The sequence below is a fragment of the Chryseobacterium sp. P1-3 genome (assembly GCF_000738495.1).
GTDB lineage: Bacteria > Bacteroidota > Bacteroidia > Flavobacteriales > Weeksellaceae > Chryseobacterium > Chryseobacterium gallinarum.
This window is the reverse complement of the sequence record NZ_JPEQ01000004.1, coordinates 58,346-79,150: the sequence shown is the minus strand read 5'-3', so window position 1 is coordinate 79,150 and position 20,805 is coordinate 58,346. Positions and strand designations below refer to the sequence as shown.

Genomic DNA, 20,805 nt, shown 5'->3' with positions numbered 1-20,805 from the left:
CCATTTATTTACCTGTAACAAAAGATTTAATATTTACAAAACAATAATGATAGAGACTGTTTTAATGACAGTCTTTTTCACAATGATGAAATATGAAAACAATATATAAAATAGCTCTTATATTAACAATGCTAAACATTATTTCTTGTAAAGCTCAGCAGGCTTTTCCATTAATAACGTCAATCGATAATATTCCTAATTTATCACACTTAAAGGATACAAATAATGAACTTCAATCCTTTACAGGTACGTACTCAGCTACATATAATGGTAACCAAATTACTCTTTTTATTTCTAAAGAAAATGATAAGTTATTTGATTTTGGAGATAAACAAATTTATATAGACGCTCTCTCCATACGTTATACTGTTAAAAAATTCATTTGGAGTAATTCTACAAGACACTCAAAATAAAGTATTTAACGCTGATTTATTACATACAATTTATAGTCAATGGGCTATTGAGAATGGAATTAAGGTATTATTTAACTATGCTGGCACAAACTGTCATGTTGGATGGGGTAAAATAATATTAAAAAAAAGTTAATACCACACAACTTTCCTGGGAATATCGTCCAAATGATATTACAACAACAGAAAGTAAATGCCCTTCCACTTTGGATACAACCATTTATCTTCCTGAAACAAAAGATTTGATTTTTACAAAACAATAATCACGCTCAATATCTTCAACTAAAAATGATTGGTTCTACTACAAACAGGTAAAGCCAATCATTTTATTTTTGCACTTAATTGTGCTATAACAATAGATTCGCTACAAATTAAGAGAGTTTTTTTTTTAGCCATAGAAGATACCAGAAATAAAAGAGGATATAACTTAAGTAAGTATAATTTCTGAGCAATATTACTTCATTCGAGTCCCAAAATTTTGCAGTAACATCAGACTAAATAGGGATAACATGTTCCAGCGACTGTAATTTTTCCCAAGGCATTTTTTCATTTAAAGAAGGGTATGGTCTTTTCTTACCTCTCCAAAAACTCTCAAACTCAAACCTACCTTCTCCCTACTACCGCCTATCAAAGTTCTAAACTTATCTAACAAACAAATCCCGTAACTCTAATTTTATGGTATCTGGGTTATACTTTCTTAGTAGTTACTATATTTTGTTAGATCATAATAACAGCTGGATGATTTACTGTTTCTACTTCCCACGAATAATTGACTATATCATATTTACCTCAAAACACTAACCTTCATTATATTTTATTCCGCATAAAATAAAAAAAACAATTAATTTTTTTACAATATTTAATTATTTTTTTATTATTTTTTATCCATACATAATGAAATATTTTATATATTTATTCAATCATTATTAAAAAAACTACCATGAAAACGAGTTCTTGCCAATATCACATTGGCACGTACTATACTCGGCTAACAGCAAATCCGATCGAGTATATAGTAAGCAAATACTTTTTTCATTGTAGGGTAGGATATTTTTTTGAAAGTAGGTTTTCAGAATATTTGTTTTGCAACAATAAGTACGATTGACAAAAGAAAAAACAGACGAAAACTCTTTGAAACAAAAAGTAAAAGACACCGGTAAAAAAAAATTGAATACAAAAGTTGATTATACAACAACTCAAAAAATGTATCACCAATTCAATAATTTTAAAAACAGGTTAAGAAAAAGTTCTCACCTTAGCCTGAACAAAATGAGGACAAAACTAATTACTATGAAAAAGATCTTATTATTAACAACCGTTTTAAGTGTAGCATCATTATATGCGAATACCACAATTCCAACACCAGAAAAAGAAAACTATACTGCAGCCAATGCTTATAAAAAAATTGAATTGGATTACACCATAAAAGACGTTAATGGAACGACCTGGCACATCTACGGATGGGTTGATGTTTCAATAGGTTTAGGTGGAATCTCAATCAACCACTATGATGTTCATTTAGTAGGTGGTGGTAATCACTATCACTTTGTTGGAAAAATGTCAACACAAGGTAATGGAAGCACAGATATTGACGGCCTTTTAGAGGATGTTATTAATAAAAAAACTATAGATATCGATGGCGATATGAAGACTTTACTTATCCAGATAAATGACGATGTGATCAAGAACAATTCTTAAATATAACAGATGGCAAGGGGTAAACCCTTGCCATTTTTAACCTGTATTACCACATGAAAAAAATATCTTACTTATTAATTCCCGTTATCTGTTTATCTTTCATGAAACAAACCAATGATCAGTTTCTGGGTAACTGGAAAGTGGATGATATTATCAATTTAAGTGATAAAAGTGAGTTTAAAGAATTAGCATTACACCAATTGGTAAAAGAAAAAATCCGGGAAGAGAATATCCATATTGTAGTAAGACCTGACAGTATCATTATGTATAAAAAAGGAATTGCTACTGAAAAGGCGAAATTGTTTTTCACTCCTACCGCCAAAAAAAGACAGTGTATTCATCAGATTTGATAATCATACCGGATCTATTACATTAAAAGGGAAAGATCATGGGGTCTTAACCCTGGAAAATAAAACCCAGTTTTTTCTTCAGAAAGATAAATAAAAAGACAGCATTCCTGCTGTCTCTAAGTTTTTATAAATAAGGTCATCTGTTAAATCAGATCAAACCTGTCCAGATTCATCACTTTTGTCCAGGCTGCTACAAAGTCCTTGACAAATTTGCCTTGCGCATCAGCACTTCCGTAAACTTCAGCTACTGCTCTTAATTCAGAATTAGATCCGAAAACAAGGTCTGCACGAGTGGCCGTCCATCTTGGCTGACCTGTTGACCGGTCGCTGCCTATATACAATTCCTGATCTTCTGACATCGCTTTCCATTGTGTTCTCATATCCAATAGATTCACAAAGAAATCATTGGTTAAAACTCCCGGACGATTGGTAAACACTCCATGTTTTGAACCATCAAAATTAGTATCCAGGGCACGCATACCTCCTATCAACACCGTTAATTCCGGAGCTGTAAGGGTTAGTAACTGCGCTTTATCAATCAGTAATGATTCTGTGGATACTGAGAATTTTCTTTTCAGGTAATTCCGGAAACCGTCAGCAACAGGCTCAAGATATCCCATAGATTCTACATCCGTTTGTTCCTGTGAGGCATCCATTCTTCCAGGGGCAAAAGAAACTTTAACATCATGTCCGGCATTTTTGGCAGCTGCTTCCACGGCTGCATTTCCTGCTAAAACAATAAGATCTGCCAAAGAAATTTTCTTACCATCGTTTTGGGAAGCGTTAAAATCGTTTTGGATTCCCTGCAACACATCCAATACTTTCTGTAACTGCACCGGATTATTGACTTCCCAGTTTTTTTGTGGCTCCAGCCTGATTCTGGCTCCGTTCGCACCACCACGTTTATCACTTCCTCTGAAAGTTGAAGCTGAAGCCCAGGCAGTAGATACCAATTCGGAAATACTTAATCCTGAATGTAAAACTTTCGATTTAAGAATTTCCACATCTGAATCGTTTACCAGCTCATGATCTACTTCAGGAATCGGGTCCTGCCATATTAATTCTTCCTGTGGAACATCGGGCCCCAGATAACGGGCACGTGGCCCCATATCCCTGTGAGTAAGTTTAAACCATGCTCTCGCAAAGGCATCTGCAAAGGCATCGGGGTTTTCATAAAAATGTCTTGAAATTTTTTCATATACCGGATCCAGTCTCAGTGAAAGGTCCGTAGTTAACATTGTAGGTCTATGTTTTTTAGAAGAATCAAAAGCATCGGGAATAATTTCAGCACCATTTTTTGCAACCCATTGATGAGCTCCTGCCGGGCTTTTCGTTAATTCCCATTCATTTTCAAATAAATTTTTGAAAAAATAATTACTCCATTGAGTCGGGGTTTCCGTCCATGTTACTTCCAGACCACTGGAGATGGCATCTCTTCCGCTTCCGGATTTATAGGTACTCGCCCATCCCAATCCTTGCAGCTCAATTCCTGCACCTTCAGGTTCTTTGCCAACATGATCAGCCGGACCTGCTCCGTGGGTTTTACCAAAAGTATGTCCTCCGGCAATCAAGGCAACCGTTTCTTCATCATTCATTGCCATACGTCCGAAGGTATCACGGATATCTTTAGCAGCAGCAATCGGATCAGGATTTCCATCCGGCCCTTCAGGATTTACATAAATAAGTCCCATCTGCACAGCTGCCAGTGGTTTCTCCAGGTTTCTGGAATGGATATCGCCATCTGCATTATCATCTGTCGGAAGAACCGCCGACTGTCCCTCTGCTACTCCTTCGGAACCGTGAGCATAACGCACATCTCCACCTAACCATGTCTTTTCCGATCCCCAATACACATCCATATCCGGTTCCCAAACGTCTTCACGCCCGCCTGCAAATCCGAATGTTTTGAAACCCATAGATTCCAGGGCAACATTTCCCGTAAGGATTAAAAGGTCTGCCCAGGATATATTTCTTCCATACTTTTGTTTGATCGGCCACAATAACCTTCTTGCCTTATCCAGGCTGACGTTATCCGGCCAGCTGTTTAACGGGGCAAAACGCTGCTGTCCCGATCCGGCACCTCCTCTGCCATCTCCTACACGATACGTTCCGGCACTGTGCCACGCCATACGGATAAACAGAGGCCCGTAATGTCCGAAATCAGCAGGCCACCAGTCTTGTGAATCCGTCATTAATGCATGGAGGTCCCTTTTAACTGCCTCAAGATCCAGGCTTTTAAAAGCCTCGGCATAATCAAAGTCTTCATCCATAGGATTAGACAGTGATGAATGCTGACGCAGGATATCTACTCTCAACTGATCAGGCCACCAATCCTGATTTTGAGTTCCTCCTCCCGCTACATTCTTTTTCATCGTCCCGTTGTGAAACGGACATTTACTGATGTCATTCAAATCTTTTTCCATTGTTGTTTATTTATTTTTATATTGATTAATGCAGATTAAGTAACTTTTCTGTTGTAAGACATGACAAACTTACAACCCTTATCCAATAAATACAATCTATTAATTATTATTTCAATGATAGTAAAAAACTATAATTAGATACTTCCGCGGCATTTTCTCAAAGACATTATTGTGGTATTAAGTTAGCGATTTTTTTTGTATCAATTGAGTGAAAACATCATTACCTCACTCTATTTAGAATGACTCAAAGAATTTCGGACAAACCTGAAAGCCAGAAGTTTGAAAGTATTAAACTTACAGTAACAACATTCTTAATTTATAAAAGTTTTATCTGATGATTGCTATAAAACAATTCTTCCTTCTTCCTGTTTCGGGTATACAATCTTAAAATAAATTAGCTATCTTTATATTTATATAAGAAGCATGAACATCTATGAAAAAAGTATTAGTTGTCATTCTGGTAGCCTTTATTATGATCCAGTTTTTTCCTATCGATAAAACCAATCCTCCCTTAACTCCGGGTATGGATTTTCTGAAGATTAAAAAAAACTCCTGATAAAATTGCCAAAACCATCCGTACTTCCTGCTATGATTGCCACTCCAATGAAACCAGATATCCCTGGTATGCAAATATTTCACCGGCTTCATGGTTTTTGAAAAACCACATTAATGAGGGCAGAAAACATCTTAATTTTTTCTACCTTTGCTGTATATGAGCCTCAGAGGCAACTCAAAAAATTAGAAGAGTGTATAGAAATGATTGAAAAAAAAGAAATGCCTCTTGAATCTTATTATATAGGACATCAAAATGCAAAGTTAACGGATGAACAGCGTGCTGATTTGGTTAAATACTTTAATAAGATAAAAGAAGATACTGAAAGAGGAATTATGTTTAATAAATAGAAATTGTGGAAAACTGGGAAAATAAACATATTGTATTTTTTGACGGGAATTGTGGTGTCTGCAATTTCTGGGTCCAGTGGATTCTGGAAAGGGATAAAAAAGACAAATTTATGTTTGCTTCATTGCAATCCGGTTTCGGACAGCAATTTTTATCGGAAAGAGGATTAGAAACGAAGGTATTTAACACGCTTTATCTTTGGAAGCCGCATCAGTATTATTTAATCAAGTCAAAAGCTGTCCTGGAAATTGCCAATATGCTGGGAGGAATTTACAGACTTTCAATTATTGGAAAAATTATACCCGCCTTTCTGAGTGACCAACTTTATGATATCATTTCAAAAAACAGAATGAAACTGGCCAATCAAAAGTGCTTTCTCCCTGATGAGCATCAGAAGAAAAAGTTTATCCAGGTTTGATAATCCCGCATATTCACAAATTCCGCAAATGTTATTCTTACAAAAGAGATCCACGTTTGTCAGCAACATCTGCGGAATCAATATCAATAGAATCTGTCCTTTACTTATAAATTAACCGACCATATGGAATAGCTATTCGGCGGGCATTGGATTTTTACCCATTTATCCCCCTGAGTTGTAGGATACCAGCTTGAGTGTCCGGTAAAATCTTTAATCTGTTGGCTGCTCCAATTGGTTTCAACCCATCTTTCCTGCCAGCTTGAAGAGGTATTGATATACACTACAAGTCCGGGATTCCCGTTATATCCGTTACGTCTTGCAATGTATTCGTCATTATCCGTATAAAGAATAGATGTAGTTCCTGTTGCCTTATTATTATGGATCCAGATCAGGTTGTTCATTCTTTCTTTATTCAGCCATTCTTCATAATCCCTGTAGAAAATGGTAGGATAGCCTTCATGAGTCAGAATATAGGCATAGGCAGGCATTTTATTATAAATGATATCCGTATCATGATTGGCTACAAAAGTTACTGCCTTATAAGGATTTCTTTTCCACATCATATCGTCATTCAGGGCGTTTAAATTGCCATTATCAAAAGCTTCATCCATTTTATAGTAAGCAGCAAAGTCAAACACGGAACTGTTTGCATTATTAGCCCACCATTCCAGTGTATTGACATTGGAGTCCCAAAGCTCTCCCACGGAAAATCCTCCTACCTTGGAGTTCCACGTATTGACTACCCACGGTCCGAAGCCTTTGACATAATCAAATCTCCAGCCATCGAACTTCATTACATTTTTATAGTATTTTGCGACAGAGTCGTCCCGGCCCCAGAGCCAGTCCTGTACATGAGGATTGGCATGACACAGATCCGGAAATCCACCAAAAGAACCTTCATCATTATTTCCGTAGGCATTTTTATAAAAGTCATTGTAATTTCTTTGAAACTTTCCCGAAGCGATTCCGGAAAAATCCGTCCAGGTATTTGTTCCCGTAAAAGGATTGGCTTCCGATTTTCCTCCACTGTTATGATTGATGACAATATCCGCATATACCTGCATATTTTCTGCATGCGCTTTTGTAATCAATGCCTCCAGCTCTGTTCTGGATCCGAAGCGGGTTTCGATACTTCCATTTTGATTGAAATTTCCAAAATCATAATAATCTGTGGGATCATAGCCCATGGAATAAGCTCCGTTCTGAGCTTTTGAAGCAGGAGGAAGCCATACTGCCCCAATGCCTGCATCCGACCAGGCTGTCAGTTTATCTTTAACGGTATTCCACCAATTACCCCCTTCCGGAACATCCCAATAAAAACCCTGCATCAGAACTCCTCCACCGGGCCCGGATACAAATTTTCCCTGTACAGACTCTTTTCCTGTACTAAATGGTCTCCCATCATGATGGGTCACATTAATTGTTTTATTGTGAACCTCTTGTTTCCCCGGAGCTTCGATTGTTGATTCATCATTATTCCGGCAAGAGCTCATCACGGTTAAAGCCAGTAAAGAAAGAAGGAAATGTGTTTTTTTCATATCAATATCTGATTAGTAATTCATTAACCAATTTACACTTTTATCAAAAATAAACTCCAATCGTTGAGAAATATTTTCATTTTCTCCAATAAACATTCAGAAAGGATGGATGAAATTTTCATTAAAAAATCATAAATTTTTAAGATTCCCGAAACAATTTTTCTTTTAATGCATATATTTGCATACTATGGAATACAATACCCAAAAAACTCAGCTTCATATGCCGGAATACGGCAGGATTATACAACAATTGGTTGAGCGCTGTAAAGAACTTCCTACCAAAGAGGAAAGAAGTGAAATGGCTATGGCCATTATCGATTTTATGGGTCAGAGAAACCCACAACTTCGCGACGAAGAAAATTATAAACATAAACTTTGGGACCATCTTTTTATTCTGGCAGATTATGATCTGGATGTAGAATCCCCATATCCTTTTCCAACCAGGGAACAATTGGCAGAAAAGCCTAAAAAAATGGAATATCCAAAACTTCAGGGAGATTTTAAATTTTACGGAAAAAGTATTCTTCAATTGATTGATAAAGCAATTGAACTGGAAACCGGCGATGAAAAAGAAGCCCTTATCGAGGTGATTGCCAACAATATGAAGAAGTCTTACAATGTCTATAATAAGGAACACGTAACGGACGATGTTATTTTCAGGCATCTCAAGGAATTGTCGGAAAACAGGTTAGATCTTACCGGAATTGATTCTCTTGAAAAAAGTAAAATTTATTACACAAATAATAATAACCGAAACAACAAAAACAGCAGCGGCAATAAAAATCAAAGTAACAACAACAACAATAATAACAAACGAAAGCATAATCATAAAAACAGAAAATAATGAGTGGAACATTTCAAATAAGAGGAGGAAAAAAACTGCAGGGTGAAATAACTCCACAAGGGGCAAAAAACGAAGCCCTACAAATTTTATGTGCGGTTTTGCTGACCGATGATGAGGTAAGAATTAAAAATATCCCTGATATTCATGATGTGAACAGACTGATTGAAATTTTAGGGGACTTCGGGGTAAAAATTACCAAAAACGGACAGGGAGATTATACTTTCAAGGCTGATCAGGTTAATTTTGATTATATAAAATCCAACGAATTCAAAAAGGACGGCGCTAAATTGCGTGGCTCCATCATGCTGATGGGACCTATGCTGGCCCGTTATGGCGAAGCTTATATGCCGACTCCGGGTGGTGATAAAATCGGAAGAAGAAGACTGGACACCCATTTCCAGGGATTGGTAGAGCTGGGTGCAGAATTCAATTACGATGAAGAGGAATACTTTTATTCTTTAAAAGCTACTGAACTCAAAGGAAAATTTATTTTGCTGGAAGAGGCTTCCGTTACCGGAACAGCCAATATTGTCATGGCTGCCGTACTGGCAAAAGGAAAAACAAGAATTTACAATGCCGCTTGTGAACCATATCTTCAGCAATTATGTAAAATGCTAAACAGAATGGGGGCTAATATTTCAGGAATTGGTTCCAATCTCTTAACCATTGAAGGAGTAGATTCCCTGAGAGGAACTGAGCATACCATGCTTCCTGATATGGTGGAAATCGGATCCTGGATTGGTCTTGCCGCCATGACAAAATCTGAAATTACCATCAAAAATGTAAACTGGAATCAGCTGGGAGTGATCCCCAACACCTTCAGAAAATTAGGGATTGAACTTGAGCAGCGTAACGATGATATTTATATTCCTGCCCAGGATCATTATAAAATCCAGAAATTCATTGACGGATCTATCCTGACCATCTCAGATGCTCCATGGCCCGGATTCACTCCGGATTTGTTATCTATCATCCTGGTGGTAGCTACTCAGGCAAAAGGAAGCATTTTGGTTCATCAGAAAATGTTTGAGTCCAGATTATTCTTCGTAGATAAATTAATTGATATGGGAGCACAGATCATTCTGTGTGATCCACACAGAGCAACGGTAATCGGATTAAACCAGGAAACCCCTTTAAGAGGGACCACCATGGTTTCCCCGGATATCAGAGCCGGAAACGCCCTCCTTATCGCAGCACTTTCTGCAGAAGGAAAATCCATTATTCATAATATCGAACAAATTGACAGGGGATATGAAAATATCGATGGAAGATTGAGAGCCATTGGTGCCGATATTGAAAGAATCTAAAACTTATTTTTATTACTATAGAGCGTCCGGAGTGATCCGGGCGCTTTTTTTATCTTCGAATATTATCATCCCCCCGTGAGGAAGAGATGGATTACACATCAAATAGTAGCTACAGTAGAAGGCCTTTGTTTTTTAAGTATAAAAAGTGTCCGGTAAATAAATACCAGACACTTTGAGTAATTAAAACTATATGAATCTCTCTCAAGAATATTTCCGGCAGACATATTCCACCGTTGTACTCAAAAGTTTATTTTTATTCAGGTAGAATTCAAGTTGCTGATAATCTTCTGAATTGACATTGATGTATAACTGCACCGAACCAAAACTGTATCCGTTCACATATTCCACATTTGCTGATAACACTCTGTGACAAATTCCTAATTGGTTATAGATCATATGCATTAAATGTTCAAATTTCATTTTGCCATTCAACTCTATTTCCAATAACAATTCTTTTTTAGGCAGGTTTATTTTATTTTGTAAAACCTGCAGATTAGGATTAGGTGTAATCATCGTTAAACATTTTTGGTTAAACTCTTTCAGATTATCTGCTTTCTGCGTTAAATCTGTGACAAAAATATAAAAAAAATATTAGTCCACCAAATTAGTAGACTAATATTTTTTGAATTTTAACTAAAAAAAGAAGCTTTTTCCAGCTTCTTTCATTTGAATTTTACAGTTCCCTTATTCTTTCCAACTTTTCTGAACCAGCCAGGCCATTAGGATTACAGCCCGGTTCTCCTTCAGGAACCTTCAGGTTTTTCTTTTTATAAAAATCTTCCCAGAATGCATTGATAGTTCCTGTTTTAGGATCAATAAAAGTCATGGGTTCCAATTTGAAAATATGATCTTCCCGGAAAGCCCTTTCTACAAAGTCTGAACAATAGAACGAGTTTTCATCCAGTATATAATTAAAGTTATATGGTTTCCCAAGCATTTGATGCGCTTTTTGAATCGCCTGTGGAATTGATTTCTGAAATTCAGGCTTCAGACGGTATACTATCACTTTCTGTCCTTCTTCTTTCTGATCATTAAGAAATTCTTTTATCTGTTGTTTTTGAGAACCTCCTTTTGGAACTGCATGCAATACAAACAGTTCATTGCCCTCTTTTTCAAGAATGCCGATATGATCAAAAGATATTGTTTCCTGTCTTTGGGTAACATTATTAATGGCTCCGGAAAGTCCGGTTCCTTTTGCTGTTACAAAAAGTAAATCTCCGTTCTGAAGGGATAATTTCTGGTATGAGCTACAATGAGCCAACAGAAAAATCAAACAAAAAAATATTCCTGTCAGTAGGCTTTCTCTATTAAAAAGTAATTTAAATTCCTGCATTCATAATGATTTCAGTGTCAAAATTACAAAATAGAATTCATTACATTTGTCTGGTATATTGATATGTTTTCATACCAACCAATATTCCGAATATTCTTATGCCACATATTTTATTAGTAGAAGACGACGACAGGCTTTCCAGACTTATTACCAAAGGACTTCAGGAATCCGGATTTGAAGTAAGCATGGCCTATGACGGAATAGCAGCCCTAAAGCTTGCCTTGCAGAAAGATTTCGATCTGATAATAACGGATATTATCCTTCCTCAAAAAAACGGTCTTGAATTTTGCAGTGAAATAAAAGCTTTAAAACCGGACCTTCCGATGATCATGCTTACGGCTCTTGGAACTACGGATGATAAACTGGAAGGGTTTGATGCCGGAGCTGACGATTATATGACCAAGCCTTTTGAAATGCGGGAACTGACCGCAAGAATCAGGGTTCTCCTGAAACGTTTTTTCGCAGCAAAGGCAGCAAAAAATCTCCGTACTCACCTATGAAGGTATTGAGATGAACCTGGAGCAGAAACTGGTGAGCAGGAATCAGGTTCCGATACAATTAACTCCGAAGGAGTTTAACCTCCTTAAATTTATGCTTGAAAATTCCGAAAGGGTGTTACCACGAAGTGAAATTGCCGAAAAGGTATGGGAAACTCATTTTGATACGGGAACCAACTTTATTGATGTATACATTAATTATCTCCGGAAAAAAATTGACAGGGATTTTGAAGATAAACTGATTCACACCAAGCCGGGAATGGGATTTATTTTAAAGAAAAATTACGAACAGGTATAATACAAAGATGAAAATAAGAACCAGGCTTACGCTGCTTTTTACCCTGATCACTGCAATGCTTTTAAGTATTTACAGTGTATCCATCTATTATTCATCAAAAGAAGCCCGGGAAAAGTCTTTTTACAGCGAGCTGCAAAATGAAGCTATAGCCAAAGCAGATCTTTTTTTTTCAAAGCTCACTGCCTGAGCAGGAAATGCATAAATTGTACAAAAATAACAACAGAACCCTGAATGAGGTACAGGTGGCAATCTATGATTCCAACAACCGGCTTGTTTACCATGATGATGCCAAAGTAGATTATGTAAAAGAGGACCGGGAAATGCTTTCCGAAATATTTCAGAAAAAGAAAATTACCTTTTTTTCAGGAAAACTGCAGGTAATCGGGATAGTGTATCATCATTCCGGAAAATCTTATGCAGTAACAGCTGCCTCGTATGACCAATATGGCTATGAATACCTTACCCATCTTCTTACCATCAGCGTCTTGGCTTTCATCAGTATTTTGGTTCTCATTTACCTTGCCGGAATATTCCTCTCCAAGAAAACTCTAAGCCCGTTGAGCGAAATGGTGGGCCAGATTAAAAAAATTACAGCCGGAAGGTTACAATGGAGATTAAAAACAACAAAAGAAAACGATGAGCTCAATGAACTGGCTCAGAGTTTCAATGGCATGCTGGAACGCCTGGAAAATTCTTTTGATGCTCAGAAATATTTCGTTTCTAATATTTCCCATGAACTGCGGACTCCTTTATCAGCCATTATTACAGAGCTGGAACTGGCTTCTGAAAAAAAGCAAACCCACGAAGAATATCAGCAAACCATACAGCGTGTGTTGGAAGATGCCCGGAATATGGCAAAATTATCCAATAGCCTCATGGATCTGGCCAAGGCAAGCTATGATCCCAATGAAATCAGCTTCTCTGAAATACGCCTTGATGAAATCCTTTTGGAGTCTTATGCCAAAATTATCAAAGAAAATACCGGATATAAAGTTTCATTGAATATTGAAGATACTGTAGAGGAACGCCAGCTTATCATACAAGGAAATGAATACCTGCTTCAGGTAGCTTTTAATAATCTTATAGATAACGCATGCAAATATTCCCCCGAACATACCTGCTCAATTGACGTTAAAATACTTTCGGGAAAACTGCACATCAGGTTCAGCAACAGGGGAATCATCATTTCGCAGGAAGATCTGGAACATATTTTTGAACCTTTTTACAGAAGCGAAAAATTCAAAAAAAGAAAAAGGATACGGAATCGGGCTTTTTCTCACAGAAAAAATCATTCATCTTCATCACGCCGTTATCACAGTGGCATCGGATGATAAAGCCACGGTTTTTACAGTGGAGTTTAGTATATAGCTTTATTTTCCAATTGCAAAATTGAAGCTATATACAGGCCGTAAAAAGAACTATGTTTTTGAAAATCCGGAAGTTTTTGATCAATGACTGACCCTTTTACCGAAAACAGTAGTTCCTATGCTGGCTGCAATTACACAAATAATGGAAATCCATTGTAAGAAACTTAAATCTTCTGCCAGGAATACCAATCCTGAAAGGGCTGCAAAGGCAGGTTCTAAGCTCATCAGAATACTGAACGTCTTTGCAGGTAACCTTTTCAATGCCAAAATTTCCAATGAAAACGGCAATGCACTGGATAAAATGGCCACTCCCAGTCCTTTCATAAAGATCGCAGGGGTAAGATTGAATACCGCTCCATCCCATATGGTAAAGGGTATTATCAACAAACTTGCAAATAACATTCCTGTTGTGACAGCATCTTTCCCATCCATAATTTTTGAAACTTTCCCGCCCATCACAATATAAACCGCCCAAAACATTCCCGCGAGGAAAGCCAGCCCAAGACCTGTTAAATCTACATTATTACTCTGCCATGGAACAATCAGCAATATTCCGGCACAAGCCAGTAATGCCCAGATGACATCCAGCAATTTACGGGACAGGGCAAGCGCCAGAAATAAAGGGCCCGCAAATTCCACTGTAACAGCCAGTCCCAATGGAATCCGCTGAATGGCCATATAAAAAATAAGATTCATAGCAGCTAGACCCATTCCATACAGTGCACAATATTTCCATTTTTGCGCGGTAAACTGCAAAAATTTCGGACGATTAATTAAAGTAAGCAAAATAGCCGAAAGTACAATCCTTAAAGTAACGGTTCCAATAGGTCCTATAAGGGGAAAGAGCTGTTTAGCTATAGAAGCACCTCCCTGTACGCAGATAATTGCTAAAAGCGTTGCGGGTATCGCTATATTTGAATTTTTCATTTCTAAAATTTAACATTCATAAACCAACCTTTGGGAAGAAATTTCCCGATGTAAGTGAACTTTATTCTATAAATTACAGTCACGACTTACCATTATAATAGTTTGCTCCAAATGTATTGAAATTTTGCCTTTTATAATGGATACAGAGATCACCTTATTCTTTAGTCTGCAAGGAGATCTCATTTTATAACATTAATCGTATTAAATGATACTATCAAAAAATCACAATATCATTTTTCTAATACTTTTCTAATACTATTCTAAAGCTTTTCTAACGGTAAAAAAAAAGACGCTCTCATTACTTTTGCACAGTAAAAAAATAAAGCACATGGACACAGATCCTTACAGTAATTATCAATCTTAATGCTTTAGTTGTACCGACTTTTCCAGTACAGCTTAAAGCTTTCAAAGGAAAAGTTATGAATACATTTGAATTTACACTTCGCTTATTAACTGCATTCTGTTTAGGTGCCGGAATAGGTTTCGAGAGACAGTGGCGTAAAAAAAAATGCAGGTTTACGTACCAATACCCTGGTTTGTATAGGCTCCGCAGCATTTGTACTGGTTGCCCTTAAGATTGGCGGTGATGCTGCCGGAAGAATCACCTCTTATATCGTCAGTGGAATAGGTTTCCTCGGCGGCGGTGTGATCATGAAAGATGGCCTTACGGTACGCGGATTAAATACGGCTGCTACTTTATGGTGTTCTGCTTCAATAGGAGCATTATGTGCCCTGGGCTACCCCAAAGAAGCTGTCATCACCGTTTTCTTTATTGTTTCCACAAATATATTTTTAAGGCCTTCTTTATCCTCTCAAAAAAAGGCACGGACTAAAAAGCTGGTCATCGCAAAGAAAAAAAAGCAAAACAAAAAAATCAGCAACAGCACTCAACTTTATTAAGATCATGAAAAAAATACTCTTAAGCATTATCATTCTTTTTACAGCTTCCTGTAAGGATGAAGTATCCCGGAAAAATAACACACAGGAAATTATCCTTAAACACGGACATGTTATTGTACCGGAAAGCAACCCTGTTTTCAAAAAGATTAAAACGGCAGTCGTTACCAGCCAAGAGCATAGTGATGGTATCCTGTCTGCAGGGACCATTCAGGCTATTCCCAATCATTATGCTGAAATCGCCAGTCCTTTTTCAGGAAGAATTACAAAATCGTTTATTCAGCTGGGACAGAATGTTTCCGCAGGCAGCCCTCTTTTTGAAATTCTTTCTTCAGACTATTTCTCAGTCCAGAAAGATTATACGGATGCTTTAAACGAGGTACAGCTTGCAGAAAAAAATTACAAAAGACAACAGGATCTTGTAAGACATGGTGTGGGTATTCAGAAAGAGCTGGATGAGACGGAAACTGATTTTAAAAATAAGAAGACCGCTCTTTCCAATGCGTCTGCAGCCTTGAAAGTCTACAACAGTAAAGGTGGCGGTTTAGGAAAACCTCTTATTGTAAGAGCTCCCATTAACGGTGAAATTATTTCCAATACAATCGTAAACGGGCAATACCTGAAAAGTGATGCCGACCCTGTTATTATTATTGCTGAACTTTCCAGGGTATGGATTTCCGGAGATGTAAAGGAAAAAGATATCCGTTTCGTGAATACCGGCGACCATGTTTCTGTAAAAGTAAGCGCCTATCCTGATACAAATATTACCGGAAAAGTATATCATATTAACGAAATGGTAGATGAAAATACCCGGAGTATCAAGGTTCTTATTGAATGTGATAACCCCGGCAGAAAGCTAAAACCAGGAATGTATGCTACCGTTAATTTCTCAACAGCTCCTGAAAAAACAATTATGATCCCTGTAACAGCCTTAATGCAAAGCGACGGCTCACAGTATGTATGGGTAAAAACAGGGAAAAACCAATTTACCAAACGTATGGTAGCCACCGGAGAAACGGATCAGAAAACGACAAGGATTATCTCAGGCTTAAAGATCGGGGAAATCATAATAACTGAAGGAGGGATCTACCTACCGGATGCGAGATAGGCTTTTTGTAGCAAAAATCAAAAATTATGAAGCAATTACTTACACTCTCTATACAGAAGAGATGGCTGATGCTGGCCCTCTTCCTTCTACTGGGCTTTTTCGGGTATTACTCATGGACCAGATTATCCGTTGAAGCCTATCCCGATATTGCAGACGTTACCTCACAGGTTGTCACACAGGTACCCGGACTTGCTGCTGAAGAGGTAGAGCAACAAATCACCATTCCACTGGAACGTTCCCTAAACGGCCTTCCGGGTATGCATGTCATGCGAAGTAAAAGTACATTCGGGCTTTCCATTATTACTATGGTTTTTGATGACGGTGTAGACGATTACTGGGCCAGGCAACGTATTCAGGAAAGGTTGTCAGATGTTACCCTGCCTTATGATGCACAGCCCGGACTTGATCCCCTTACCTCTCCCATCGGCGAAGTCTACCGCTATATCATTGAAAGTAATAACCATGGCCTCCGGGAACTGACAGATTTACAGAAGTTTGTCATTATTCCGCGTATCAAACAGGTCTCAGGAATTGCAGATGTTACCAATTTCGGAGGAATTACCACCCAGTTCCAGGTAGAATTAGATCCTCATAAACTTGAACAATACGGTTTGGCCCTGTCTGAAGTTACGGAAACTATTTCCAGAAATAATGTAAGTGCCGGGGGAAGCATGCTACCCCATGGAAATTTAGCATATGTTATCCGCGGAATAGGCCTTGTGAAGGATTTAAATGATCTTGGAAAGATTGTTGTAAAAACCGAAAATGGAGTTCCGGTTTTCCTGAATGATATAGGAACATTAAAGTATGGGAACCTGGAAAGAAAAGGAATTTTGGGATATACAGACAGGGAACGTAATTACTCTGAAAGTATTGAAGGCATCGTACTTTTATTAAGGGGGCAAAATCCGTCACAGGTTCTTGAAGGAATTCACCAGGCGGTAGATGAATTAAACAATGAAATTCTTCCGGCCGGTGTAAAAATCCATCCTTTCCTGGACAGAACCGACCTTGTAAAGACCACTCTCAGCACGGTCTCTCATACCCTGACTGAAGGCATTGTACTGGTCATTATTGTGCTGATTGTCTTCCTTGGAAGCTGGAGAGGAGCATTATTGGTGGCCATCACAATCCCCCTTTCTTTATTGTTTGCATTTATCTTGATGTATTTTACCGATATTCCGGCCAACCTTCTTTCCCTTGGAGCTATAGACTTTGGGATTATCGTAGACGGAGCTATTGTGATGCTGGAAACCATCTTAAAAAAGAGGGAGGAAAACCCGGAAGAAATACTGGAGGAAAAAAGTATTACCCAAAGAGTGATTGAAGTAGCCAAACCGATCTTCTTTTCCACGATTATTATCATGACTGCTTATTTGCCGTTGTTTGCCTTTGAAAGGGTAGAGAAAAAACTTTTTACCCCAATGGCTTTTACAGTAGGCTATGCTTTATTAGGAGCTCTTGCCGTGGCATTACTGCTCATTCCCGGATTGGCTTATGTGATTTATCGGAAACCCAGAAAGCTATACCACAACAAATGGCTGGAAAAAACAGGGAATGCTTATGGAAAGAGAATCGAAAAAATACTCCAGGCTCCTAAGAAAGTAATGTTACCCATAGGTATTGTGTTGCTATCTGCAGGAGTTCTGTCCTACACGGTAGGAAAAGACTTTCTTCCGGAACTGGATGAAGGCTCCATATGGCTACAGGTACAATTACCTCCCGGCATTTCTTTAGCCCAATCAAAGGAAATGAGTGACACTCTGCGTGCCAGGACATTGAAACATAAAGAAATTACCTATATGATGATACAGGCCGGGCGGAATGATGACGGTACCGATCCGTGGACAGCCTCCCATTTCGAAGTTTCTATCGGGATAAAACCTTACAGCGAGTGGCCTTCCGGAAAAACAAAAGCGGATTTGATCAGAGAACTGGCTGAAGATTATAAAGAAATGCCCGGATTTACCGTGGGATTCTCTCAGCCGATGATTGACGGGGTCATGGACAAAATCTCCGGGGCACATAGTGAATTGGTAGTTAAAGTGTATGGAGAAGATTTCAAAGAAACCCGGAGAATTGCAGAAAACGTGTTGTACACATTGGACAAAATTCCCGGATCAGCCGATCTTGCCATTGACCAGGAGCCTCCTTTGCCTCAGTTGCAGATTATTGCAAACAGGGATAAAATTGCCCAATACGGCCTGAATGTAGCGGATGTGGCAGACCTCATCGAGGTAGCATTGGGTGGAAAAGCCATTTCCCAGATTTTTATCGGAAATAAGGTTTATGATATTTCCTGCCGATATACTGAAAATAGCCGCAACACTCCTGATAAAATCGGGAACCTGATGCTGACTTCAGCTTCCGGAGCTAAAATTCCATTATCACAGGTAGCCGAAGTAAAATTAAGCACCGGGGAAAGTACCATCACAAGAGAAATGAATAAGCGTCACCTTACTGTAAAGCTCAACCTAAGAGGTATGGATCTTTCCTCTTTCCTGAAAAAAGCTCAGGATACAATTGAAAAAGATATTCAGTATGACCACGAAAAATACCACATCAAATGGGGAGGTCAATTCGAAAACCAGAGCAGGGCATACTCCAGGCTGGCATTTATCGTTCCATTGGCATTAGCTGTTATGTTTCTGTTATTGTATGGGGCATTTGGTGATTTCAGGCAGGCATTGGTACTGATCTCTATTGTCCCTTTGGCCCTATTTGGAGGTATGCTGGCACTCAATATACGGGGCATGTCTCTGAATGTATCTTCAGCTGTAGGCTTTATTGCGTTATTTGGAGTTGCCATTCAGAACGGGGTGATTATGATTTCTCACATCAATGATCTGCGCAAAAAAGGATATGCTCTCAGACCTGCCGTAACCCAAGGGGCAAAAGATCGTTTCCGACCCGTATTGATGACCGCAACGGTTGCTGTCATCGGATTGTTTCCGGCATCGCTGGCAACAGGTATCGGTTCTGATGTACAACGGCCGCTGGCAACGGTAATTGTTTATGGACTGATGTTCTCTACTGTTTTAACATTATTCATTTTGCCTGCTATTTATTTTATGGCTGAGCGTCGCAATGAAAATCAAAACCTGGTATCCAATGAAGATTAGTATTTATTTTATCATCATATCTGCTGCAATATTAAGCATGGCAGGTACAGTAAAGGCACAGGAGAAAGAAGTTCTACGTTTTGAAGAATACCTGAGTCTCGTCAGAAAGCAAAATCTTGGATATGCTTCTCAAAAGTACAATGTAAGCATCGCAGAAGCTTCAGTTCAGTCTGCAGGTATGTTTCCTGATCCTCAATGGGAACTGGAAACTACCAATAACGGGGTAAATAAAAATATGGGACACGTTTACGGAACTTCCATCGGATGGACTCTTGAGTTGGGAGGAAAAAGAAAAGCCAGAATCAACCTGGCTGAAACCCAATGGGAGCTGAGTAAAATACAGTTACAGGATTTTTTCAGAAACCTCCGGGCTGATGCCAGTTTAGCATATGTGGAAGTATTAAAGGCAAAAGCGTTACTTGAGGTACAACAGGATTCATATCAAAATATTGTGCGGCTCGCAAAATCAGACAGCATACGGTATCGTCTGGGAACAATTTCATTGATTACTTCAAAACAAAGTAAATTAGAAGCAGCTTCCCTTCTCAATGAAGTATATCAGGCCGAAAGTGCCGGGCAACAGGCTCTCACCTATCTGTCGGTTTTTCTTAGTGATCAGAAAATAGCAGACAGGGATGTTTCCGGAGATTTTAACGCTTTTAACAGGGATTTTAACCTTGATGATTTAATTCTTCATGCATTGAACGAAAGGGCAGATGTATTGGCAGCCAAACAAAATATACAAGTCACCAAAAGCCAGATTAATCTTGAAAGGGCCAACCGCGTCATAGATCTTGGAATCAGTGCGGGAGCCGAGCACCACACTGAAGCTACCAATGAAATAGCGCCTTCTCCTACCGTAAATGCTGTAAAATTAGGCATTAGTATCCCGTTGAAATTTTCCAACCGGAGAAATGCAGGTCTGAAAATAGCAGAAATGGTCCATTCCCGTGCCGAAGTTGAATATCAGCAGATCGAACAGGGGATACGAGCCGAAGTGATGCAGGCTTATCAGCAATATAGAGCTACCCAAAAGCAGGTAAAACAATTCCACAACGGAATGCTGACGGAAGCAGAAAACATTCTGGAAGGCATTACGTATAGCTATAAAAGAGGGGAAAGCTCCATCCTCGAAGTCCTGAATGCACAGAGAACTTATAACGGAATAAGAAAAGATTACTATCAGGCCCTTGCCGATAATGCAGCAGCTTTAATTGAGCTTGAGCGTAAAGCGGGAATCTGGGATATTGAGCTGTAAACAGCGGAAAGAAAGGAAGCTGGAAGAGAAAAGTTTTAAAGCAGGAAATAACTAAGGAGCCAATTAATAACCTTTTAAAATTATAATATTTTCCTTTTAAGACATGAGA

At 38.4% G+C, this 20,805-nt stretch carries 20 protein-coding genes and 1 pseudogene; 16 read left to right on the top strand and 5 right to left on the bottom strand.

Going from position 1 to position 20,805, the window contains the following annotated elements; genetic code table 11:
• Positions 1-92: 92 nt before the first annotated feature.
• The 3 genes from HX13_RS03080 to HX13_RS03070 all read left to right on the top strand — a co-directional run bounded on the left by HX13_RS03080 (position 93) and on the right by HX13_RS03070 (position 2,458).
• A complete protein-coding gene (locus HX13_RS03080; protein ID WP_050019868.1) occupies positions 93-413 on the top strand; it encodes a DUF6705 family protein in 321 nt (106 codons plus the stop codon).
• A gap of 1,098 nt (positions 414-1,511) precedes the next feature.
• Complete coding sequence (locus tag HX13_RS03075; RefSeq protein WP_050019867.1) at positions 1,512-2,108, top strand: hypothetical protein; 597 nt, start codon at positions 1,512-1,514, stop codon at positions 2,106-2,108.
• Positions 2,109-2,161: 53 nt separating this feature from the next.
• Positions 2,162-2,458: a hypothetical protein gene (locus tag HX13_RS03070; protein WP_050019866.1), complete on the top strand. Its 297-nt coding sequence runs from the start codon at positions 2,162-2,164 to the stop codon at positions 2,456-2,458.
• 143 nt (positions 2,459-2,601) lie between these two features.
• Here the strand turns inward: HX13_RS03070 and katG are convergent, their stop codons facing one another.
• Entirely contained in the window at positions 2,602-4,881 is a 2,280-nt protein-coding gene (katG, locus tag HX13_RS03065; RefSeq protein ID WP_050019865.1) for a catalase/peroxidase HPI, read from the bottom strand.
• Positions 4,882-5,314: 433 nt separating this feature from the next.
• Between katG and HX13_RS25920 the strand changes: the two genes are divergently transcribed.
• Genes HX13_RS25920 through HX13_RS03055 form a run of 4 tightly spaced genes read left to right on the top strand, consistent with a single transcriptional unit; the run spans position 5,315 to position 6,200 of the window.
• Positions 5,315-5,437: a hypothetical protein gene (locus tag HX13_RS25920; RefSeq protein WP_316931225.1), complete on the top strand. Its 123-nt coding sequence runs from the start codon at positions 5,315-5,317 to the stop codon at positions 5,435-5,437.
• A 4-nt stretch (positions 5,438-5,441) separates the two neighbouring features.
• A complete protein-coding gene (locus HX13_RS25915) occupies positions 5,442-5,597 on the top strand; it encodes a heme-binding domain-containing protein (RefSeq protein ID WP_316931253.1) in 156 nt (51 codons plus the stop codon).
• Positions 5,551-5,784, top strand: a complete 234-nt coding sequence (locus HX13_RS25910) for a heme-binding domain-containing protein (RefSeq protein ID WP_316931224.1) — start codon at positions 5,551-5,553, stop codon at positions 5,782-5,784. The genes HX13_RS25915 and HX13_RS25910 overlap by 47 nt, the downstream gene beginning before the upstream one ends.
• Before the next feature lie 5 nt (positions 5,785-5,789).
• A complete protein-coding gene (locus HX13_RS03055; protein WP_050019864.1) occupies positions 5,790-6,200 on the top strand; it encodes a thiol-disulfide oxidoreductase DCC family protein in 411 nt (136 codons plus the stop codon).
• A 104-nt stretch (positions 6,201-6,304) separates the two neighbouring features.
• Here the strand turns inward: HX13_RS03055 and HX13_RS03050 are convergent, their stop codons facing one another.
• Positions 6,305-7,738: an alpha-amylase gene (locus HX13_RS03050; protein WP_050019863.1), complete on the bottom strand. Its 1,434-nt coding sequence runs from the start codon at positions 7,736-7,738 to the stop codon at positions 6,305-6,307.
• 187 nt (positions 7,739-7,925) lie between these two features.
• Between HX13_RS03050 and HX13_RS03045 the strand changes: the two genes are divergently transcribed.
• Both HX13_RS03045 and murA read left to right on the top strand, forming a co-directional pair.
• The gene (locus tag HX13_RS03045) at positions 7,926-8,582 is read left to right on the top strand and encodes a DUF4290 domain-containing protein (protein ID WP_050019862.1); all 657 of its coding nucleotides are present in this window, start codon (positions 7,926-7,928) and stop codon (positions 8,580-8,582) included.
• Positions 8,582-9,889, top strand: a complete 1,308-nt coding sequence (gene murA, locus HX13_RS03040) for a UDP-N-acetylglucosamine 1-carboxyvinyltransferase (protein WP_050019861.1) — start codon at positions 8,582-8,584, stop codon at positions 9,887-9,889. The genes HX13_RS03045 and murA overlap by 1 nt, the downstream gene beginning before the upstream one ends.
• 201 nt (positions 9,890-10,090) lie before the next feature.
• Here murA and HX13_RS03035 read toward each other — a convergent pair whose 3' ends face one another.
• Both HX13_RS03035 and HX13_RS03030 read right to left on the bottom strand, forming a co-directional pair.
• Positions 10,091-10,402 carry a cysteine methyltransferase gene (locus HX13_RS03035; RefSeq protein ID WP_050019860.1) on the bottom strand — a complete coding sequence of 104 codons (312 nt, stop codon included), beginning with the start codon at positions 10,400-10,402 and terminating at the stop codon, positions 10,091-10,093.
• 160 nt (positions 10,403-10,562) lie between these two features.
• Entirely contained in the window at positions 10,563-11,162 is a 600-nt protein-coding gene (locus tag HX13_RS03030) for a YiiX/YebB-like N1pC/P60 family cysteine hydrolase (protein ID WP_238554995.1), read from the bottom strand.
• A 158-nt stretch (positions 11,163-11,320) separates the two neighbouring features.
• Between HX13_RS03030 and HX13_RS03025 the strand changes: the two are divergent.
• The 3 genes and pseudogenes from HX13_RS03025 to HX13_RS03020 all read left to right on the top strand — a co-directional run bounded on the left by HX13_RS03025 (position 11,321) and on the right by HX13_RS03020 (position 13,348).
• Positions 11,321-12,017, top strand: a pseudogene (locus HX13_RS03025) (response regulator transcription factor).
• Positions 12,018-12,024: 7 nt separating this feature from the next.
• Complete coding sequence (locus HX13_RS23255; protein ID WP_238554994.1) at positions 12,025-12,204, top strand: hypothetical protein; 180 nt, start codon at positions 12,025-12,027, stop codon at positions 12,202-12,204.
• Positions 12,205-12,211: 7 nt separating this feature from the next.
• A complete protein-coding gene (locus HX13_RS03020; protein ID WP_238554993.1) occupies positions 12,212-13,348 on the top strand; it encodes a histidine kinase dimerization/phospho-acceptor domain-containing protein in 1,137 nt (378 codons plus the stop codon).
• Positions 13,349-13,465: 117 nt separating this feature from the next.
• Here the strand turns inward: HX13_RS03020 and HX13_RS03015 are convergent, their stop codons facing one another.
• Positions 13,466-14,311 (bottom strand): EamA family transporter, encoded by an 846-nt coding sequence (locus tag HX13_RS03015; protein ID WP_050019859.1) that lies wholly within the window; start codon positions 14,309-14,311, stop codon positions 13,466-13,468.
• 531 nt (positions 14,312-14,842) lie between these two features.
• On the opposite strand from HX13_RS03015, the gene HX13_RS26250 reads away from it, so the two are divergent.
• Genes HX13_RS26250 through HX13_RS02995 form a run of 4 tightly spaced genes read left to right on the top strand, consistent with a single transcriptional unit; the run spans position 14,843 to position 20,696 of the window.
• Positions 14,843-15,211, top strand: coding sequence for an MgtC/SapB family protein (locus HX13_RS26250; protein ID WP_410493109.1), 369 nt, complete (start codon positions 14,843-14,845; stop codon positions 15,209-15,211).
• Between the two features lie 4 nt (positions 15,212-15,215).
• Complete coding sequence (locus tag HX13_RS03005; RefSeq protein WP_050019858.1) at positions 15,216-16,316, top strand: efflux RND transporter periplasmic adaptor subunit; 1,101 nt, start codon at positions 15,216-15,218, stop codon at positions 16,314-16,316.
• Positions 16,317-16,342: 26 nt separating this feature from the next.
• Positions 16,343-19,438: an efflux RND transporter permease subunit gene (locus tag HX13_RS03000; protein WP_185113592.1), complete on the top strand. Its 3,096-nt coding sequence runs from the start codon at positions 16,343-16,345 to the stop codon at positions 19,436-19,438.
• Positions 19,428-20,696: a TolC family protein gene (locus HX13_RS02995; protein ID WP_128572167.1), complete on the top strand. Its 1,269-nt coding sequence runs from the start codon at positions 19,428-19,430 to the stop codon at positions 20,694-20,696. The genes HX13_RS03000 and HX13_RS02995 overlap by 11 nt, the downstream gene beginning before the upstream one ends.
• Positions 20,697-20,805 lie beyond the last annotated feature (109 nt).